Below are 17,610 nucleotides of genomic sequence, written 5' to 3' on the forward strand. Positions count from 1 at the left end.
GGGCACAGGTCACGGCACGGCCGGTTCCGTCGTCCGGGTGTCGCCGCGCACCAGCTCCGCGTACCGTCCGCCGATGCCGAGCAGCTCCTGATGGGTGCCGCGCTCGGCGATACGGCCCCCGTCCAGGACGATGATCTCGTCCGCGTCCCGCACGGTGGAGAGCCGGTGGGCGATCGTGATGGTGGTCCGGCCGGCCGAGAGCGCGTCGATGGCCTGCTGGACGGCGTGTTCGGTGTGGGTGTCCAGGGCGCTGGTCGCCTCGTCCAGGATGAGCACGGGCGGGTCGCGCAGAATCGTGCGGGCGATGGCCAGCCGCTGCTTCTCCCCTCCGGAGAAGCGGTATCCCCGCTCGCCGACGAGGGTCTCGTACCCGTCGGGGAGGGCGGCGATGTGGTCGTGGATCTGCGCGGCACGGGCCGCCTTCTCCATCTCCGCGTCGGTGGCGTCCGGCTTGGCGAAGCGCAGATTGTCGGCGACGGAGGCGTGGAAGAGGTAGGTCTCCTGCGAGACGACGCCCACGGCCCTGGCCAGGGTGTCGAAGTCCAGGTCCCGTACATCGACGCCGTCCAGCGTGACCCGGCCCTCGGTGACGTCGTACAGCCGGGGCACCAGATAGCTGAGGGTGGACTTTCCGGAGCCGGTGGCACCGACGACGGCGAGACTGCCGCCCTCGGGCACGGTCACCTCCACGCCGGTGAGGGTGGGGGTCTCCTGCGCCCGGTCGTAGGCGAAGCCGACGTTCTCGAAGCGGACCTCGCCGCCGATTCTCGCCGGCCGGACGGGATGTTCGGGCTCGGTGATGTCCACGGTGAGGTCGAGGTACTCGAAGATCCGCTGGAAGAGCGCGAGGGAGGTCTGCATGTCCACGCCGGTGGAGAGCAGGCTCACGGCGGGGCGGAAGAGGCCCTGCTGGAGCGAGACGAAGGCGACCAGGGTGCCGAGGGAGATCGAGGGGCCACCGCTCTGGAGGGCGGTTCCCGCCACCCAGTAGATGAGGGCGGGCATCGCGGCCATCACGATGCCGATGACGGACATCCGCCACCGCCCGGCCATGCTGGAGCGCACCTCCAGATCGACCAGCCGCTCGGACTCCCCGGCGAAGGACCTGGTCAGCGAATCGGACCGGCCCATGGTGCGGCCGAGGAGGATGCCGCTGACCGAGAGCGACTCGGTGACGGTCGCGGCCATCGCCGCCATCTGCTTCTGGCGCTGGGTCGTTATCCGCTTGCGCTCATTGCCCACCCGGCGGCTGATCCACACGAAGAGCGGGAGCAGCAGGAGCGAGACGAGGGTGAGCCGCCAGTCCAGGGCGAGCATCGCGACGACGGTGGCGATCACGGCCGTGAGGTTGGAGACGAGGGAGGTGGCGGTGGAGGTCACGGTCGCCTGCATGCCGCCGATGTCGTTGGCGATGCGGGACTGGACCTCCCCGGTGCGGGTCCTGGTGAAGAAGGCGAGCGGCATGCGCTGGAGCTGTGCGTAGACCGCGGTGCGCAGATCGTGCATGACGCGCTGGCCGACGGTGGTGGAGATCAGCGTCTGGAGCACTCCGAAGACGCCGTTCAGCACCGCGGTGAGGATCATGCCGAAGGCGAGCAGGGTGAGCAGTCCGGTGCGGCCCTGGGGGATCGCGGTGTCGAGGATCTCGCGCAGCAGGAACGGCGAGGCGACGGAGACCAGGGAGGCCGCGCCGACGAGCAGCCCCACGAGGGCGAGACGGCCGCGGTAGGGACGGAAGAGCCGGAGAATCCGCCGCACCTGGGCGGGCGGCTGCTCCGGTCCGCCGGCGGGGGCGGCGGGGGGTGTCCACGGGATCGATTCGGTGCGCATGGGCTCCTTCGCGGATACGGGCGGGATCGGATGCGAATCCAGTGAGGGCCGAAGGGGGCGGAGCGGGATTGAAGGGGGTCGAATGAGGGCCGGATGGGATCGGATGGGGTCAGATCTTGAGAGCATAGCTCACTGTTACCTATATACACAATGAACGACGTCCTGATATTGTTCCGATATGACCACCCCCGACCCCGAAGGTCTGCTCGCCGAGCAGCTGCTGCGGCTGAGCCGCCGCCTCCACCGCAGCCAGAAGCGGCAGCTGGAGTCGGCCGATATCGCGATCACCCCCGCCCAGTCCCGGCTGCTGCGCACGCTCACGCACTACGAGTCGGCGCCCCGCATGGCCGATATCGCCGCGCGTCTGGAGGTCGTGCCGCGCGCCGTGACCACACTGGTGGACGGGCTGGAGGCGAGCGGCTGTGTGCGCCGCGCGCCGGACCCCGACAACCGCAGGGTGACGAGGATCGAGCTGACCGACACCGGCCGGAGCACCCTCCGCGCCCTGCGCGAGGCGCGCCGGGCCGCGGCCGAGGACATCCTGGCGCCCCTCACCGCCGAGCAGCGCAGCGCCCTCGGCGGGCTGCTCTCCGCGCTCGTGGACGGGCCGGCGCTGGACGGGCCGGCGTCGCTGGACCGCCCGCTCCGGGGCGGGGCGCCGGTGTCGCCGTACCCGGAGGTGTGCTGAGGGCCCCGCCCGCGAGGCCGTCCTCCCACCGGGCTCTCCTCCCGCAAGGGTGTCTTAAGGGCCGCCCGCCAGACTCGGCCCCGTCGTCCCCCGTCAAGCGAACGGAGACACCATGGCCACGGTCGCGTCGGACACCACCGCGGGCGGGCGGACCGGGCCCCTGGACCGGCTGCGCGCCCTGCACCACGAAGGGCGGCTCGCCCGGGAATTCCTCCAGGTGCCCGCTCTGCTCGCCGAACTCGCGGCGGCCGGGGACCCGGCGGGAGCGCCCTCCCCCGACCTCGTGCGGGCCGGTTCACTGCTGGCCCGGCTGGACCCCGCCGATGTCCCGCCCGAGGTCGCGAAGGTCACCGGGACCGTCACCGTCGCCGTCACCGGCCACTCCACCCTCAGTGGCCTCACCTCCCCCCTCACCGCCGAATTCGCCCGCCACGGCTTCCTGCTCGATCTGCGCTCCGGCGACTTCGGCTCCTGGCTCCGCGACCTCCAGGACACCGGGAGCGAGCTGTACGGCGCCCGCGCCGACATCGCCCTGTGCGTCCTGGACGCCCAGGCAGTCCTCGACGAACTGCCGCACCCCTGGCTGGTGGAGGACGCGGAGCGGGTCGCCACCGCCAAACTGGCCCTGATCGGCTCACTCGTGGAGCGCTATCTCGCCCATGCCACCGGCACCCTGGTGCTCAACACCCTTCCGCTGCCGCGCGCCCACACCCGCCGGCTGGTCGACGCCCGGTCGCGGGCCCGGCTCGGTGTTCTCTGGCGGGAGTTCAACGCCGGGCTGCTGCGGCTCGCCGGCGCCCACGACCGGGTCCATGTGGTGGACCTCGATCCGCTGGTGGCCTCCTGCGGCCCGGTCACCGAGCCGAGGCTCGCCGCCTATGCGAGGGTCCACCTCGGCGAGGAGCTGCTCGCCTGCTACGCGCGCGAGATCGGGCACCTCGCCCGGGCACTGCGCGGACGGACCAGGAAGGTGCTGGTCGTCGATCTCGACAACACCCTCTGGGACGGCGTCCTGGGCGACGACGGCCCCGAGGGCATCGCCGCCTCCACCACCTACCGGGGTGAGGCCTTCGGCGGCTTCCAGCGGGCGGTCGCCCAGCTCGGCGCCCAGGGCGTCCTGCTCGCCGTGAGCAGCAAGAACGACCGCGAACCGGTGCTCCAGGTGCTGCGCGACCACCCCGACATGGCGCTGCGCGAGCACGATTTCGTGCGGATCAACGCCAACTGGGAGCCCAAGGACGGCAATCTGCTGGACATCGCCCGGTGTCTCAACCTCGGCGTGGACAGTCTGGTCTTCGCCGACGATTCGCCGTTCGAATGCGGGCTGGTGGCCGGGAGCCTGCCGGGAGTCGCCGTGATCCGCCTCGACGGGGAGCCGGCGCTGCACATCGAGAGACTGCTCGCCGATGGCTGGTTCGACGTGCCCGAACTGACGGCGGAGGACCGCGCCCGCGCCGAGCGGTATCGTACCGACGCGGCCCGGCAGGACCTCCAGGAGAGCGCGGGCTCCCTGGCGGAGTATCTCGCCGGACTGGGTGTCGAGGTCTCGCTGTCACCGGTGCGGGAGCACGAGATCGCCCGGGTCTCGCAGGTGACCCTGCGCACCAATCAGTTCAATCTGACCACCGAGCGCCTGCGGCAGGCCGATGTGCGGGCCCGCCGGGACTCCGGCCGCCATCTGGTGCTCGCCATCCGCTCCCGGGACCGGTTCGGGGAGAACGGCCTGGTCGGCGCGGTGCTGGTGAGCATCGCCGACGACGGCGACTGGATGATCGACAACATGCTGCTCAGCTGCCGGGTGTTCGCCCGGGGCATTGAGGAGTCCTGCCTGGCGGCCGTGTTGCGGCAGGCCCGGGACACGGGCGCCGGCGCGGTGCACGCGCGCTACCGGCCCACCGCGAAGAACCACCGGGTGCGGGGCCTCTATCCGGCCATGGGCTTCCGGGAGACCTCGGAAGCGGCAGACGGCTCCGTCCTCTTCCGCCATGATCTGACGGAGGGGAGTCTGCCCACCGCGCCGGAACACGTGCGTCTGTCGGCCGGGTTCACCGGGCGGCCCCACTGAGCGGCGGAAAGGTGGGGAGGGCGTGGCAGCGGCGTCGGGTGGGTGGTCGTCCGTGCGGCGGGCGCTGCGGCGGCTCGGGAAGGCGCAGTTGCGCGGCTTCGCCTCGCTGGCGGCCATGTTCGGTGTGCTCCCGGCCGAGCCCTTCAGGGACGCGTCGCGGGGCTGGCTCGCCCCCGAGCGGGACGGGCGGGCCCGGCGGGACGGGCAGGCCCGGCAGGAGCGCCAGGAGAGCCAGAACAGTCAGGACGGGCAGCACGGGCAGAACGGCGGGGGCCCACCGCCCGCCCACCCCGAGCGACTGATCCCCCAGGTGCCGCCCACCCCCGGCGAGCGGGCGCTCTGGGCCCAGTTGGAGGACCCCGGCCCCGGCGCCTGAGTCCCGTCCCGTCCCCGCTCCCCCGCCGCGCGCCACCGCCCGGTGTGTCCCGGCCAGGCGACGCACCGGGCTCCGCCATGCCCTCCCCTCCCCGCTGCCCGCCGCCACCGGCCCGCCCGCGCGCGCTCACGCCCAGCGCAAGACCGGCTTTAGAGGCCGCCCCGACGATCGACGGAACACATCGCTTCAAGGCGAGGGGAAGACGGTGGCGGAATTCGGTTCATTCACGGAGCTGGTGCTGGCGCGGTCGGAGGAGCGGGGCGAAGCGGACGCGTTCGTGTTCCTCTCCGAGGGGGCGCGGGGCACGCGGGCCCGGCGGCTGCCGTACGCGGAACTCGACCGGACCGCCAAGGGCATAGCCTCCTGGCTCCAGGAGCGCGATCTGCGCGGACGCCAGGTCCTGCTGCTGTATCCGTCGGGTCTCGCCTTCATCGGTGCCTTCCTCGGCTGCCTCTACGCCGGGGCGGTCGCCGTGCCCGCGCCGCTCCCCTCCGAACAGGGACGGCACTTCCAGCGGGTCTCCGGGATCGTCCGGGACGCCCGGGTGGGGGCGGTGCTGACCCTCGCCGAGTACGCGCCGGCCGTGGTCTCCTGGCTCGCGGACGAGGACTTCTCCGAGGTGGCGTGCCTGGCGACGGACGCGGACGCGGTCGGGGACCCGGGTGCCTGGAAGGACCCCCGGCTCGGCCCCGGGAACCTGGCCTTCCTCCAGTACACCTCGGGCTCCACCAGCGCGCCCAAGGGGGTGATGGTCTCGCACGGCAATCTGCTCGCCAACGAGGCCGCCATCTCCCGCGCCACCGGCACCACTCCCGATTCGGTGGTCGGCGGCTGGCTGCCCTTCTACCACGACATGGGACTGATCGGGCATGTCCTCCAGCCGCTCTGGCTGGGCGCCACGAGCGTGCTCATGTCCCCGGCGTCCTTTCTGCGGAAACCGGCCCGCTGGCTCCGGATGGTCGGCGACTACGGCATCACCAGCGGGGGCGGGCCCAACTTCGCGTACGACCTGTGTGTCCGGCGGATCACCGACGCGCAGATGGAGGGTGTCGACCTGTCGTCGTGGCGGACGGCCTGCAACGGGGCGGAGCCGGTGCGCGCGGAGACCGTGCGGGCGTTCGCCGATCGCTTCGCGCCGTACGGCTTCCGCCCCGAGGCCATGTTCCCCTGCTACGGGATGGCCGAGACCACCCTGCTGGTGACGGGCACCCCCCGGCACCGGAGCGCGGTGGTGCGCGAGGCCGACGCGGCCGGGCTGGAGCGCGGAGCGCTGGAGGGGCCGTATCCGGGCGCGCCCCGGCGGGCCCTGGTGAGCAGCGGGGTGGCCCGGGCCGAGGACTTCGAGGTGCGGGTGGTCGACCCGGAGAGCCGGGTCGAGCGGCCCGGCGGCCGGGTCGGTGAGATCTGGGTGCGCGGGGCCAGTGTGGCGGCCGGGTACTGGGAGCGGCCCGAGGTCAACACGGAGGTGTTCGGCGCCCGGATCGCGGGCCGGGAGGAGCTGGGGTCGTGGCTGCGCACCGGTGATCTGGGGGTGCTGGACGGCGCGGAGCTGTTCGTGACCGGCCGGCTCAAGGAGATGATCCTGATCAACGGCCGCAATGTCTATCCGTACGACGTGGAGAGCGCCGTCCGCACGCTGGACCCGGCGCTCGGCGCCGGGGCGGCGTTCGGGGTGGAGGCCGGGGGCCGGGAGCGTCTGGTGGTCGTCCAGGAGATCCGGGCCGCCGCGGCGGCGGCGGACCCTCGGTCCGTCGCGGCGGCCGTGCAGCAGCTCATCGGGCGGGAGTTCGCCGTCCCGGCGGGTGCGGTGCTGCTGGTCCGGCCCGGGACCGTGCGCCGCACCACCAGCGGGAAGATTCAGCGGACGCTGATGCGGAAGCTGTTCCTCCAGGGCGGGGTGGCCTCGCTGTACGCGGTGGTGGACCCGGCGCTGCGCGACTGCGCGGCGGAGGGCGCGTCACCGGGCCCGGGGGGTGCGCGGGGCGCAGGAGATGCGCGGGACCCGGGGGGTGCACAAGGCCCCGGAGGCACGCGGGACCCGGGGGGTGCGCAAGGCTCCGGAGGCACGCAGGGTGATCAGGGCCCGCAGGGACCCGGCCCGGCCCTCACGGCGGTGGGCTGAGCCGTGGAGCATCCGCCCAGTCTGCTCGCGCAGGAGCTGGAGCTGCGGCTCGGCGACCCGCGCGACCCCGACGAGATCTTCTCCCACGCCCGCGCCCTGGAGCTGGACGAGAACGAGGAGTTCCCGTCCGACATCTGCCGGGCGCTGGAGTCCTGGGGGCTCCAGGACTTCTATGTGCCCGTCGAGCACGGCGGCAGGCTCACCGACTACGAGACCGTGATGCAGGTGATGCGGGTGGTCGCCCGCCGCGATCTGACGGTCGCCATCGGGCACGGGAAGACCTATCTGGGCGCGGTGTGCGTCTGGGTGTCGGGCAGCGCGGGGCAGGCCCGGCGGCTCGCGGCGGACATCCGCGCGGGAGTCCCGGTCTCGCTCGCCCTCACCGAGCGCGCCCACGGCAGCGATCTGCTCGCCGGGGAGGTGACCGGCGAACCGGACGGCTCCGGCGGCTGGCGGCTGACCGGTGAGAAGTGGCTGATCAACAACGCCACCCGGGGCGATCTGCTCTCCGTGCTCACCCGTACGGCACCGGAGGGCGGTCCGCGCGGCTTCACCGTCCTGCTGGTCGACAAGCGGACGCTCGCGCCCGGCGCCGACTACCGCTGTGCGGAGAAGATCCGTACCCATGGCATCCGGGGCGCCGACATCAGCGGCATCGTCTTCGACGGCGCGCCGGTCGCGGGCGACGCGGTGGTCGGCACGGCGGGCGGCGGCGTCGAGACCGTGCTCAAGGCGCTCCAGCTCACCCGCACGCTGTGCGCGTCGCTGTCGCTGGGCGCGGCCGATCACGCGCTGGACATCGCCCTGGACTTCGCGGAGCGGCGCGAGCTGTACGGGCGGCGGCTCATCGATCTGCCGCAGGCGCGCCATGTGCTGGCCTGCGCCGCCGCGGACGTGCTGGCCGGGGAGGCGCTGGCGACGGTGGCGGCCCGCTCCGCGCACACCGCGACCGGCGAGCTGAGTGTGACCGCCGCCGTGACCAAGTATCTGGTGCCGACCGGCACCGAGGCCGTGATCGCGGAGCTGACCCGGCTGCTGGGGGCGCGGGCGTTCCTCAAGGACGTCCACGCGCGCGGGATGTTCCAGAAGGTCGACCGGGACCATCGCATCGTCGGCATGTTCGACGGGAACACGCTGGTGAATCTGAACTCCCTGGTGAACCAGTTCCGTTCGCTGTCCCGGGTGTGGCGGCGGCGGACCGGTGACACGGCCGGGGCGGTCGCGGCCTTCGATCTGTCGGTGCCGCTGCCGCCGCTGGACCCGGGGCGGCTCTGTCTGGTCGCGCGGCGGGGCAGCGGCATCGTGGGCTCGCTGCCGGACTCGGTGGCGGCGCTGCGGGCCGAGTCGGAGGCACGGCCGGAACTGAAGGGCGCGCTGGCGTCGGCGGAGCGGCTGCTCGCCGTCACCGACGGGGTGCACGAGGAGATGGACGCCTTCCGCGCGGTGGTCCCGGATGTGCCGCCCGCGGCGTTCGAGACCGCCGGGCGGTACGCGCTGTGCCTGGCCGGGGCCGCCTGTCTCGGCCTGTGGGCGCGGAACCACCGGGCGGGGAGCGCGGGGCGCACCGGAGGGCTGTGGCGGGACGGGGTGTGGCTGTGGCCCGTGCTCGACCGGCTGCTGGTGCGGCTGGGCGAGCCGGGCGGCGCCGATCCGGCGGCGTACCCCCGGCTGCTGGAGCAACTGCGGGCCGCACGGGCGTCGGGCGAGCTGTTCTCGCTGCTGCCGCTGCGGCTCGCGACGGCCGGCCCCCGGGCCCGGCCGGGACCGCCCGCGCCCCAGCCGTCCGTACCCCCGGACCGCCCGCGCACCGCGCACACCGCGCACACCGCGCACACCGGCACCGTACGCCCGGACCCGGTACGCCCGGACCCGGTACGCGCGGACTCCGACACCGAACGCACCGACAGCGGGGCGCCGGAGCGCGCGCCCGGATCTTCGAGGGGACGTCATGCTGAGTGATCCCGCCGTCCCGGGGCCGCGGAGCCCCGCGGCCCCCGCGGCCACGGCCACCGCGCCGCCCGGTGGGCCGGAGCGCGCCGTCCGGGCCCGTATCGCCGCCCTGGAGACCCGTTTCGGCGACCCGGACGACCCGGCAGGCCCGCTGTCCGCGGCCCGGGTGCTCGCCGCCGACGAGGCCGGGGAGCTGCCCTCGGCCGGGGAGCGGCTCCTGGACGAGCTGGTCCTCAACGCCGAGTTCGTGCCCACCGCCCTCGGCGGGCGGCTGGACCGGCTCGACGCGCTGGTGCGGGTGATGCGCCAGGTCTTCCGGCGCGATGTGGCCCTGGGCCTCGGCTACGGCATCACCTCGTTCATGGCCGCCGTCAACGTGTGGACGGCGGGCAGCGACGAGCAGCGCCGGCGGCTGGCGCGGCTGCTGCTCGGCGGCTCGAAGGTCTCCGTCGCCTACCACGAACTGCCGCACGGCAACGACTTCGTGCGCAATGAGTTCCGGGCCGCCCCGGTCCCCGGCGGCGGCTACCGGCTGAGCGGGCGGAAGGAGGTCATCAACAACGCCGACACGGCGGACGCCTTCTCCCTCTTCAGCCGGACCCATGACCGGCCGGGCAGCCGGGGCCACTCGGTGCTCCTCGTCGAGCGCGGGCAGCTCGACCCGGAGCGCTTCCGCGTGCTGCCGCGCTACCGCGCCGTGGGCGTGCGCGGCTGCCGCCTCACCGGGCTGGACCTGCGCGACTGCCCGGTGCCGGCCGGGACCCTCGTCGGCGAGGAGGGCCAGGGCGTCGAGCTGGCCCTGCGCTCCTTCCAGATCACCCGCAGCGCCATCCCCGGGATGGCGATCGGGGCGCTGGACACCAGTCTGCGCACGGTGGTGCGGTTCGCCGTCGGACGGCGGCTGCACCGGCGGACGGTGATGGAGATCCCGCACGCCTCCGCCACCCTCGGCGGAGCCTTTCTGTCCCTGCTGATCTGCGACAGCATGGCGCTGGTCGGCTCCCGTGCGGTGCATCTGCTGCCGGACGAGACCAGTGTGTACGCGGCGGCGGTGAAGTACCTGGTGCCGAGGATGCTCACCGACACCATGTACGACCTGTCGATCGTCCTCGGGGCGCGGTTCTACGTCCGGGAGGGCGCGTTCGGTCTCTTCCAGAAGCATGTCCGGGACCTGCCGGTGCTCAGCCTGGGTCACGCGGGTTCGGCGGCCTGTCAGACGACCATCATTCCGCAGCTCTCCCGGCTGGCGCGGCGCGCCTGGTTCGCCGGGGACGAGGCGCCGCGCTCGCTGTTCCGCCCCCGGGACGAGCTGCCCGCGCTGCCCTTCGACCGGCTGGCCCTGGCGAGCGGCCGGGACAGTCTGAGCGCCTCGCTGGTGGCCGCCGCCGACTCGCTGCCCAGCGGCTCCCCCACCGAACTGGCGGTGCAGACGCTGGTCATGCGGATGCTGGACCAGCTCCGCCGGCTCCGGGAGGAGAGTCTCGGCCTCTCCCCCCGGGACCGCACCGCACTCGCCAGCCCCGCCAGTTTCGCCCTCGCCGACCGGTACGCGGTCCTCCTCGCGGCGGCCTCGGTGCTGGGCGTGTGGCGGGCCGCGCGGGAGGACGGCGCCGACCCCTTCCTGGCCGACCCCGCGTGGGCGGCGGCGGCCCTGCACCGGCTCGCCCGGCGGCTCGGGGAGCGCCCGCCGGAGCTGCCGGCCGACTGCGCGGGCCGTATCCACGAGGAAGTGCTCCGGCGCTTCCGTGAATGCCGCAGCTACGACCTCCACGACACCCCGCCGGCCGGCTGACCGCCGGGTCCGGCACGCCTTCACCGAGGAGCACCCATGCCCGTTCCCGCGACCCACCGTCCCGCGCACCCCGCGTCCCCCGCGTCCCCCGCCGAGCACAGCGTCGAGGTGCTGGGCGGCTGGCTGGCCGACCGGATCGCGCTGTATCTCAAGCGGTCGCCGTCCGAGATCGTCTTCACCGTCCCGCTCGCCGAGTACGGTCTCGACTCGGTCGCGGCGCTGAGCCTGTGCGGCGACATCGAGGAGGACTTCGATCTCGTCCTGGAGCCCACCGTCGCCTGGGACCATCCCACCGTGGACGCCCTGGCCGCCCATCTGGTGGAGGAGCTGCGGGCCGCGGGAGGCGGTGCCCGATGAGGCCCGTCGCCATCGTCGGGCTCGATTGCCGTTTCCCGGGCGCGCCGGACCCCGGCGCGTACTGGGAGATGCTGATGCGCTCCGGCGAGGGCGTGGGGAGGGTGCCCGCGCAGCGCTGGGACGCCGGGGAGTTCCACTCGCCCGCCGGAGCCGAGGGGCACTCCAACACCACCGAGGGCGGCTTCATCAGCGACCCGGACGCCTTCGACAACGAGTTCTTCACCGTCTCCCCGCGCGAGGCCGCGGCGATGGACCCGCAGCAGCGGCTGCTGCTCCAGTGCGCCTGGCGGGCGGTGGAGGACTCGGGGGTGGCCCCGCACCGGCTGGCGGGCAGCGGCACCGGGGTCTTCGTCGGGATCATGGGCAACGAGTGGGCGCAGCTGCACCTCACCGACTACGCCCGGGTCACCGCCCAGGTCGGCTCCGGCAACGGCTACTGCATGACCGCCAACCGGATCTCGTACCATCTCGACCTCAAGGGGCCGAGTCTGGCGGTGGACACCGCGTGCTCGTCCTCGCTGGTCGCGGTCCATCTGGCCTGCAACTCACTGCTGTCGGGCGAGTGCGACACGGCCATCGCCGCCGGGGTGAACGTGGCGCTGACCCCGGCGCTGGGGATCTTCTACACCCAGGCCGGGCTGTCCGCGCCCGACGGCCGCTGCAAGCCCTTCAGCGCCGACGCCGACGGGATCGGCCGGGGCGAGGGCGTCGGCGCCGTGGTGCTGCGGCGGCTGGAGGACGCCCTCGCGGACGGCCAGCCGGTGTACGCGGTGATCCGGGGCACCGCCGTCAACCAGGACGGGCGGAGCAACGGCATCACCGCGCCCAACCGCTGGTCCCAGCAGGAGGTGCTGGCCGCCGCCTACCGGCGGGCCGGGGTCGAGCCGGCCGATGTGGTCTTCACGGAGGCGCACGGCACCGGGACCGCGCTGGGCGACATGATCGAGGTGAGGGCGCTGGGCCGGCTGCACTCCGGCCGGACCGGGCCGCCGATGGCCTTCGGTTCGGTGAAGGGCAGCATCGGCCACACCGAGGGCGCGGCGGGCATCGCCGGGCTGATCAAGGTGGCGCTCTCGCTGCACCACCGGACGGTCCCGGCGAGCCGGTACGCGGCCCGGGAGAACCCGGCGCTCAAGCTGGCGGGACAGGGGCTGCGGCTGCTGAAGACCCCGCTGCGGCTGCGTCCCGGCACCTCGGTCGGCGGGCTGAGCAGTTTCGGCATGGGCGGCACCAACGCCCATGCCGTCCTGGAGACCGCGCCCCCGTACGCGGCCCGTCCCCCGGCGGGCGGCGCGGGGCCGGGCGGCGCTGACGCGGAGCCGGGGAGCGGGCGTACGGGAGTGGGGAGCGCGGTGTTCACGGTGAGCGCCCCCTCGCCGGCCGCGCTGCGCCGCAATCTGCTGGCCCAGGCCGACGCCGTACGCCGCCGCAGGGTGCCGGTGGGCCCGCTGTGCTGGAGCAGCAACCGGGTCAAGACGGGCCACCGCTACCGGTTCGCGGTGCCCGCCGGGGACAGCGGCGAGCTGGCGGCGGCCCTCCGGGAGGCGGCGGCCGACGGCGACCCCGGGGCCCGGCCCGCCGGGCGTCCCGGCGGAAGGCCCCTGGTGGCGCTGTTGTTCACCGGGCAGGGCTCGCAGTACCCGGCGATGACGGCCCGGCTCTACCGGCGCTCCCCGCTGTACCGGCGGTTCCTGGACGAGGCGGACGCGGCGCTCGCCCCGTACACCGGGGGCTCGGTGCGGGAGCTGCTGCTCTCCGGCGGGCCCGGGGTGCACCGCACCGGCTGGGCGCAGCCCGCGCTGTTCGCCGTCGGCTACGCGCTGTCGGCGAGCCTGGCGGAGCTGGGGGTGCGGCCCGCGCTGCTGCTCGGCCACAGTGTCGGCGAGTACGCGGCGGCGGTGCTCGCCGATGTCCTCCCGCTGGAGCGGGCGGCCCGGCTGGTGGCGGCGCGCGGTGCGCTGATGGAGGAGCTGCCCGCGGGCGGCGGCATGGTGGCGGTGCGGGCGGGGGCGGCCGAGCTGGCGGAGCTGGTCGCGGCGGAGCCGCTGGTCGGCGTGGGCGCGGTCAACGGCCCCCGGGCGACGGTGCTCTCCGGCGATCTCGGGGCGCTCGGCCGGATCGAGGAGATCCTCGGCCGGCGCGGGGTGCGCTGCCGCCGGCTGGATGTCTCGCACGCCTTCCACTCGCCGCTGATGGCCCCGGTGCTGGAGCGGTTCGCCGGCATCGCCCGGGAGTCGGACACCGGGAGCGGGGTGCCGAAACTGCCGGTGTACTCGACGCTGCGCGGGCGGCTGCTGGAGGCCGAGCCGATGGACGCGGCGTACTGGACGGAGCACATCCGCGCCCCGGTGCTCTTCGGCGACGCGGCGGCGGCGCTGCTGGCGGCCGGACCCTCCCATCTGGTGGAGGTCGGCCCCCGGCCGGTGCTGACCCGGATGCTGCGCGAGCCGGTCGCGGCGGCCGGGGCCGGGCCGCACACCGTCGCCCTGGTGCCGGGCGCGGAGGCCGACGGCCGGGAGCTGGCGGGCGCCGTGGCGGAGCTGTACCGCGGCGGGCTCGACCTCCGGTGGGACGCGGTGTACCCGGAGGAGGAGCGGGTGCCGCAGCGGCTGGCGCCGTACGCCTTCTCCGACGCGCACCGGTTCTGGACCCGCGCCCCGATCCGGGCGGCGGCGGTGGGCGTGGGGGTGCCGCCCGCCGGGCCGCTCGCGGCGGAGCGGTCCGGGCCCGGCGCGGAGACCACCGGGTCCGGCGGGGGCCGTACCGCCGTGCTGCCGCCGGCCCGGGGCGCACGGCCCGGGGACGCCGTGGCCCGGGAGGTGATCGCGGCGGTCGCCGGGGTCGGCGGCTACGCCCCCGGCGAGGTCTCGCCGCACTCGCTCCTCTACGAGGACCTGGGGTTCGACTCCGTGATGGTGATGGAGCTCAAGGACCGCGTCCAGGAGCGGCTGCCCGGCCTCGCGGAGCTGAGCGTGCAGGATCTGCTGCCGCGGCTCTCCTCGGTCGGCGATCTGATCGGCTTTCTGCGGGACCGGGCGGGCCCCGCCGTCGCCTGAGAGCGGGCCGTCCCGCGCGCCTCTCCCGCCGGGAGGGGAGAAGGGAAACAGAGGAAAGGACCGCACCATGCAGCCAGAGCCGAACCCCCGGGGAGCGGCCCATCTCGCCGCCGTGGGGACCGCACTGCCCGGAGACCCCGTGGACAACGCGAAGCTGGCGAAGGTACTGGGCGTCAACGAGGAGTGGATCGATGTCTTCATCGGCACCCGGACCCGGCACTTCGCCCGCGACCTGGACACCGGCGAGGTCCGCTGGTCCCTGGCGGATCTGTGCGCCCGGGCCGCCGAACGCGCCGTCGCCGCGTCCCGGGTCCCCCCGGAGGAGATCGGGTTCGTGGTGATGGGCACCGCGACGCCCGACCATCTGATGCCCGCGACCGTCAACCAGGTCGCCGATCTGCTCGGACTGGACCAGCTCCCCACGTATCAGCTCCAGTCCGGCTGCGCCGGTGCCGTCCAGGCGCTGGAGCTGGGACGGACCCTGATCACCGGCGGCGGCCACCGGGCCGGTCTGGTCATCGGCGGCGATGTGTGCAGCAAACACCTCGCCCTGCGCCGGGATCTCTCCGGGGCCGCCCCCAGCGACCTCGTCAACTATGTGCTCTTCGGCGACGGGGCGGGGGCCGCCGTGCTCACCGCCGAGCCGCTCGGGCGGCGGCTCGCGCTGCGCCGGGTGCTCAACCGCTTCACCGGTCTGGGCCGGGAGCCGGGCCAGGTGATCGACTGGTTCGGTCTCGCCGACCGGCACGAGGACCGCCAGGTGGTGCGGGAGGACTACAAGGCCATCGAGGAGTACGTCCCGCTGATCGCCGAGGAGATCCTCTGGGAGCTGCTGGAGGATCTCGGCTGGTCCCCGGACGAGGTGGACTATCTGCTGCCCCCGCAGCTCTCCGGGCATATGACCCGGCGCATCACCGAGCGGCTCGGGCTGCCCGGCGCCGTCGAGGTGTCCTGTGTCGCGGAGACCGGCAACAACGGCAACGCCCTGCCCTTCCTCCAGTTGGAGCGGCTGCTCGGCCTGATGGGGACCGGTCAGCGGGCGCTGGCGATCGCCGTGGAGTCCAGCAAGTGGATCAAATCCGGTTTCGCGCTCGAAAAGGTCTGACGGCGGGAGCCGGAGGCCACCACCGTCCGGGGCCAGGACCCGGGCCCGTCCCGCGCACGGCGGCGCGCGCCGTGCCGGGCCGGCGGCCCGCTTCCCCGACCCGGCCACCACCCACCGCACGCCCGGGAGGGCCGTACCCATGCACTCGATCGACGACTTCGTCCGCCTCGTCAGGGACGAGCTGGGCATGCCCCTGGAGCAGCACGAGGTCTCCTCCGACCTCGACCAACTGCCCGAGTGGGACTCGCTGTACCTGCTGAAGCTGGTCACGGTCCTGGAGCAGACCACCGGCCGGTCCCTGCCGATCGGCCGGCTCCTGGAGGCCCGCAGCCTCCAGGAGATCTACCGGCTCACGGCCGGCTCATGACCGGCTCCCGGGCGGACCGCGCGGCGCGGCCGGCCGTACGGAGCCGGTCCGAGCGGCGCCGGCGGCACACGCTCTGCTTCCTGGAACACGCGGCCCGGCAGCGCCCCGTGCACCTCGACACGGAGATCGACATGACCCGGATCGCGGCCCACCGGGCCGCCGCCCGCGCGGAGGGACGGCGGTACGCGGTGGTGGCGTATCTGCTGTGGGCCACCGGGCGGGTGCTGCGCCGCCGGCCGGAGGCGAACGCGGCCCTGGCTCCGGGCGGGTTCCCCTGGCTGCGCGGGCCGCGCACGGTCCGGTTCCCCGGGGTGACCGCCAAACTCGCCCTGGACCGGTCCTTCGACGGGGAGCGGACCGTGCTCTCCGCGCTGCTCCCCGGCCTGGAGTCCGCCGGTCTGGACGCGATCCAGGAGCGGATCGACCGCTACCGGGACCCCGGTGCCGCGCTGCTGCCGGAGTTCCGCGGGGTACGTCTGCTGAGCCGGCTGCCCGTGCCGCTCGGGCGGCTCGCCTTCGCGGCGGCGGTGCGCGACCCGGCGCGGCGGCCCGCCGTGCTGGGGACGGTGGCGGTCAGCTCGCTCGGCCACCGGCCGGTCGACGGATTCCACTCCAGCGGCGGCACGGCGGTCACCCTGTGCGCCGGGCGGGTCGTCGACCGTGCCGTCGTCAGGGAGGGGCGGCTCGCGGTCGCCCCGGTGATGCGGCTGGGGCTCACCTTCGACCACCGGGTCATCGACGGAGCGGCCGCGGCGGATGTACTCGGCGATCTCAAGCACACCCTGGAGGGGTTCCATGGCGGCGCCGAGGAGGACAGAGCCCGGACCCTCGTTCGCGGAGCCGGTGACGATCTCCGGGCGTGACGGGGCGTGGGACCGGGTCCGGGCCGATCTGGAGGAGCACGCGGTGGCGGTGCTGCACGCCCGGCTCGCCGACTGGCGGCCCGACCAGGCGGGCGGGCCTCGGCTGCGCGCCCTGCTGGGCCGGGACTGGGAGCGCTATCTGGAGATGGGGCATCCGGACGTCCGGGTGCGGTTCGCGGCGTCCCGGGTGCTGCTCAAGTTCGCGGCGGCCGTGGCGCTGCGGGTGCCGCCGCAGGTCATCGAGCTGGGGTACGGCCCCACCGGCCGGCCGTATCTGCGGGGCTGCGACGCGGTGGACATCAGCCTCAGCCACACCGAGGATCTGCTGCTGATCGGTCTGACCACCCGGGGGCTGATCGGGGTCGACGCGGAGCGGGAGGACCGTCCGCTGCACACCCGCGGGCTGCACCGCCATGTGTGTACGCCCCATGAACTCACCGGGCTGGCGCGGCTGCCGCCGGAGCGGCGGGGCCCCGCGCTGGTGCGGCTGTGGACGCTGAAGGAGGCGTACAGCAAGGCCATCGGACAGGGGCTGCGGCTCCGCTTCACCGATTTCGGGTTCGGGCCCGACGGCGGGCCGGCGCGGGTGCTGGCGCCCGACGGGGCGCCGGGCACCGGTGTCGAGTGGGAGTTCGGGACCTTCTCGGTGGCCGGGGGCTACGCGGTGAGTGTCGCCGTGAGCGATTCCGGTTTCGGCGCGGTGCGGGACACGGACGCGCGGACGATGCTCGACCCCCGGGTCGTCGACGCGCTGACCGAGGCGCTCGGGGACGACGGCGGGCCGGAGGGGGAGGCGGAGGCGGCGGCCGGGCTCCGGCAGGACACCCCGCGAGCGGCGCACCGGCTCCGCTAGGGAGTTTCCTCCGGATCGGGCCGGGTCGGTGAGCGGGGTCCGGTGCCGTGGATCGCGAGGCGGAGGAGGGAGCGCGCGCGGAGCGCAGGCGCCGGACGACAAGCGGGGCTTAAGCGGTGGCGCGCACCCTCGGTCGCGGGCGGGTGCTCCGCCGGGGCCGACCCCCCGGCCCCGGCCGGGGCGCCC

Annotated in this window: 13 protein-coding genes; 12 read left to right on the plus strand and 1 reads right to left on the minus strand. The window is 74.5% G+C overall.

The features are described from left to right. Positions 1–9: 9 nt before the first annotated feature. The gene (locus ACWCRA_RS21285; protein ID WP_451068324.1) at positions 10–1,830 is read right to left on the minus strand and encodes an ABC transporter ATP-binding protein; all 1,821 of its coding nucleotides are present in this window, start codon (positions 1,828–1,830) and stop codon (positions 10–12) included. A 178-nt stretch (positions 1,831–2,008) separates the two neighbouring features. On the opposite strand from ACWCRA_RS21285, the gene ACWCRA_RS21290 reads away from it, so the two are divergent. From ACWCRA_RS21290 to ACWCRA_RS21345, 12 genes are all read left to right on the plus strand, one after another. Beyond that, positions 2,009–2,518 (plus strand): MarR family winged helix-turn-helix transcriptional regulator, encoded by a 510-nt coding sequence (locus ACWCRA_RS21290; RefSeq protein WP_351549844.1) that lies wholly within the window; start codon positions 2,009–2,011, stop codon positions 2,516–2,518. 112 nt (positions 2,519–2,630) lie between these two features. Further along, positions 2,631–4,583 (plus strand): HAD-IIIC family phosphatase, encoded by a 1,953-nt coding sequence (locus tag ACWCRA_RS21295; RefSeq protein WP_451068325.1) that lies wholly within the window; start codon positions 2,631–2,633, stop codon positions 4,581–4,583. Between the two features lie 22 nt (positions 4,584–4,605). After that, a complete protein-coding gene (locus ACWCRA_RS21300; protein ID WP_351549838.1) occupies positions 4,606–4,959 on the plus strand; it encodes a DUF6059 family protein in 354 nt (117 codons plus the stop codon). A gap of 205 nt (positions 4,960–5,164) precedes the next feature. After that, positions 5,165–7,081, plus strand: a complete 1,917-nt coding sequence (locus ACWCRA_RS21305; RefSeq protein ID WP_451068326.1) for a fatty acyl-AMP ligase — start codon at positions 5,165–5,167, stop codon at positions 7,079–7,081. 3 nt (positions 7,082–7,084) lie between these two features. Continuing rightward, a complete protein-coding gene (locus tag ACWCRA_RS21310; RefSeq protein WP_451068327.1) occupies positions 7,085–9,040 on the plus strand; it encodes an acyl-CoA dehydrogenase family protein in 1,956 nt (651 codons plus the stop codon). Continuing rightward, a complete protein-coding gene (locus ACWCRA_RS21315; protein WP_451068328.1) occupies positions 9,030–10,823 on the plus strand; it encodes an acyl-CoA dehydrogenase family protein in 1,794 nt (597 codons plus the stop codon). Before ACWCRA_RS21310 ends, ACWCRA_RS21315 begins: the two co-directional genes overlap by 11 nt. A 36-nt stretch (positions 10,824–10,859) precedes the next feature. After that, positions 10,860–11,180, plus strand: coding sequence for an acyl carrier protein (locus ACWCRA_RS21320; RefSeq protein WP_351549826.1), 321 nt, complete (start codon positions 10,860–10,862; stop codon positions 11,178–11,180). Next, positions 11,177–14,236, plus strand: a complete 3,060-nt coding sequence (locus tag ACWCRA_RS21325; RefSeq protein WP_351549823.1) for a type I polyketide synthase — start codon at positions 11,177–11,179, stop codon at positions 14,234–14,236. The genes ACWCRA_RS21320 and ACWCRA_RS21325 overlap by 4 nt, the downstream gene beginning before the upstream one ends. A 67-nt stretch (positions 14,237–14,303) precedes the next feature. Continuing rightward, the gene (locus ACWCRA_RS21330) at positions 14,304–15,341 is read left to right on the plus strand and encodes a 3-oxoacyl-ACP synthase III family protein (RefSeq protein WP_351549820.1); all 1,038 of its coding nucleotides are present in this window, start codon (positions 14,304–14,306) and stop codon (positions 15,339–15,341) included. Between the two features lie 139 nt (positions 15,342–15,480). Next, on the plus strand, positions 15,481–15,708 hold the full coding sequence (locus ACWCRA_RS21335; RefSeq protein ID WP_351549817.1) for an acyl carrier protein: 228 nt from the start codon (positions 15,481–15,483) through the stop codon (positions 15,706–15,708). Further along, a complete protein-coding gene (locus ACWCRA_RS21340) occupies positions 15,705–16,571 on the plus strand; it encodes a 2-oxo acid dehydrogenase subunit E2 (RefSeq protein WP_351549815.1) in 867 nt (288 codons plus the stop codon). The genes ACWCRA_RS21335 and ACWCRA_RS21340 overlap by 4 nt, the downstream gene beginning before the upstream one ends. Continuing rightward, complete coding sequence (locus tag ACWCRA_RS21345) at positions 16,552–17,424, plus strand: 4'-phosphopantetheinyl transferase superfamily protein (RefSeq protein ID WP_451068329.1); 873 nt, start codon at positions 16,552–16,554, stop codon at positions 17,422–17,424. Before ACWCRA_RS21340 ends, ACWCRA_RS21345 begins: the two co-directional genes overlap by 20 nt. Positions 17,425–17,610 lie beyond the last annotated feature (186 nt).

The sequence above is a fragment of the Streptomyces sp. NPDC001889 genome (assembly GCF_053594535.1).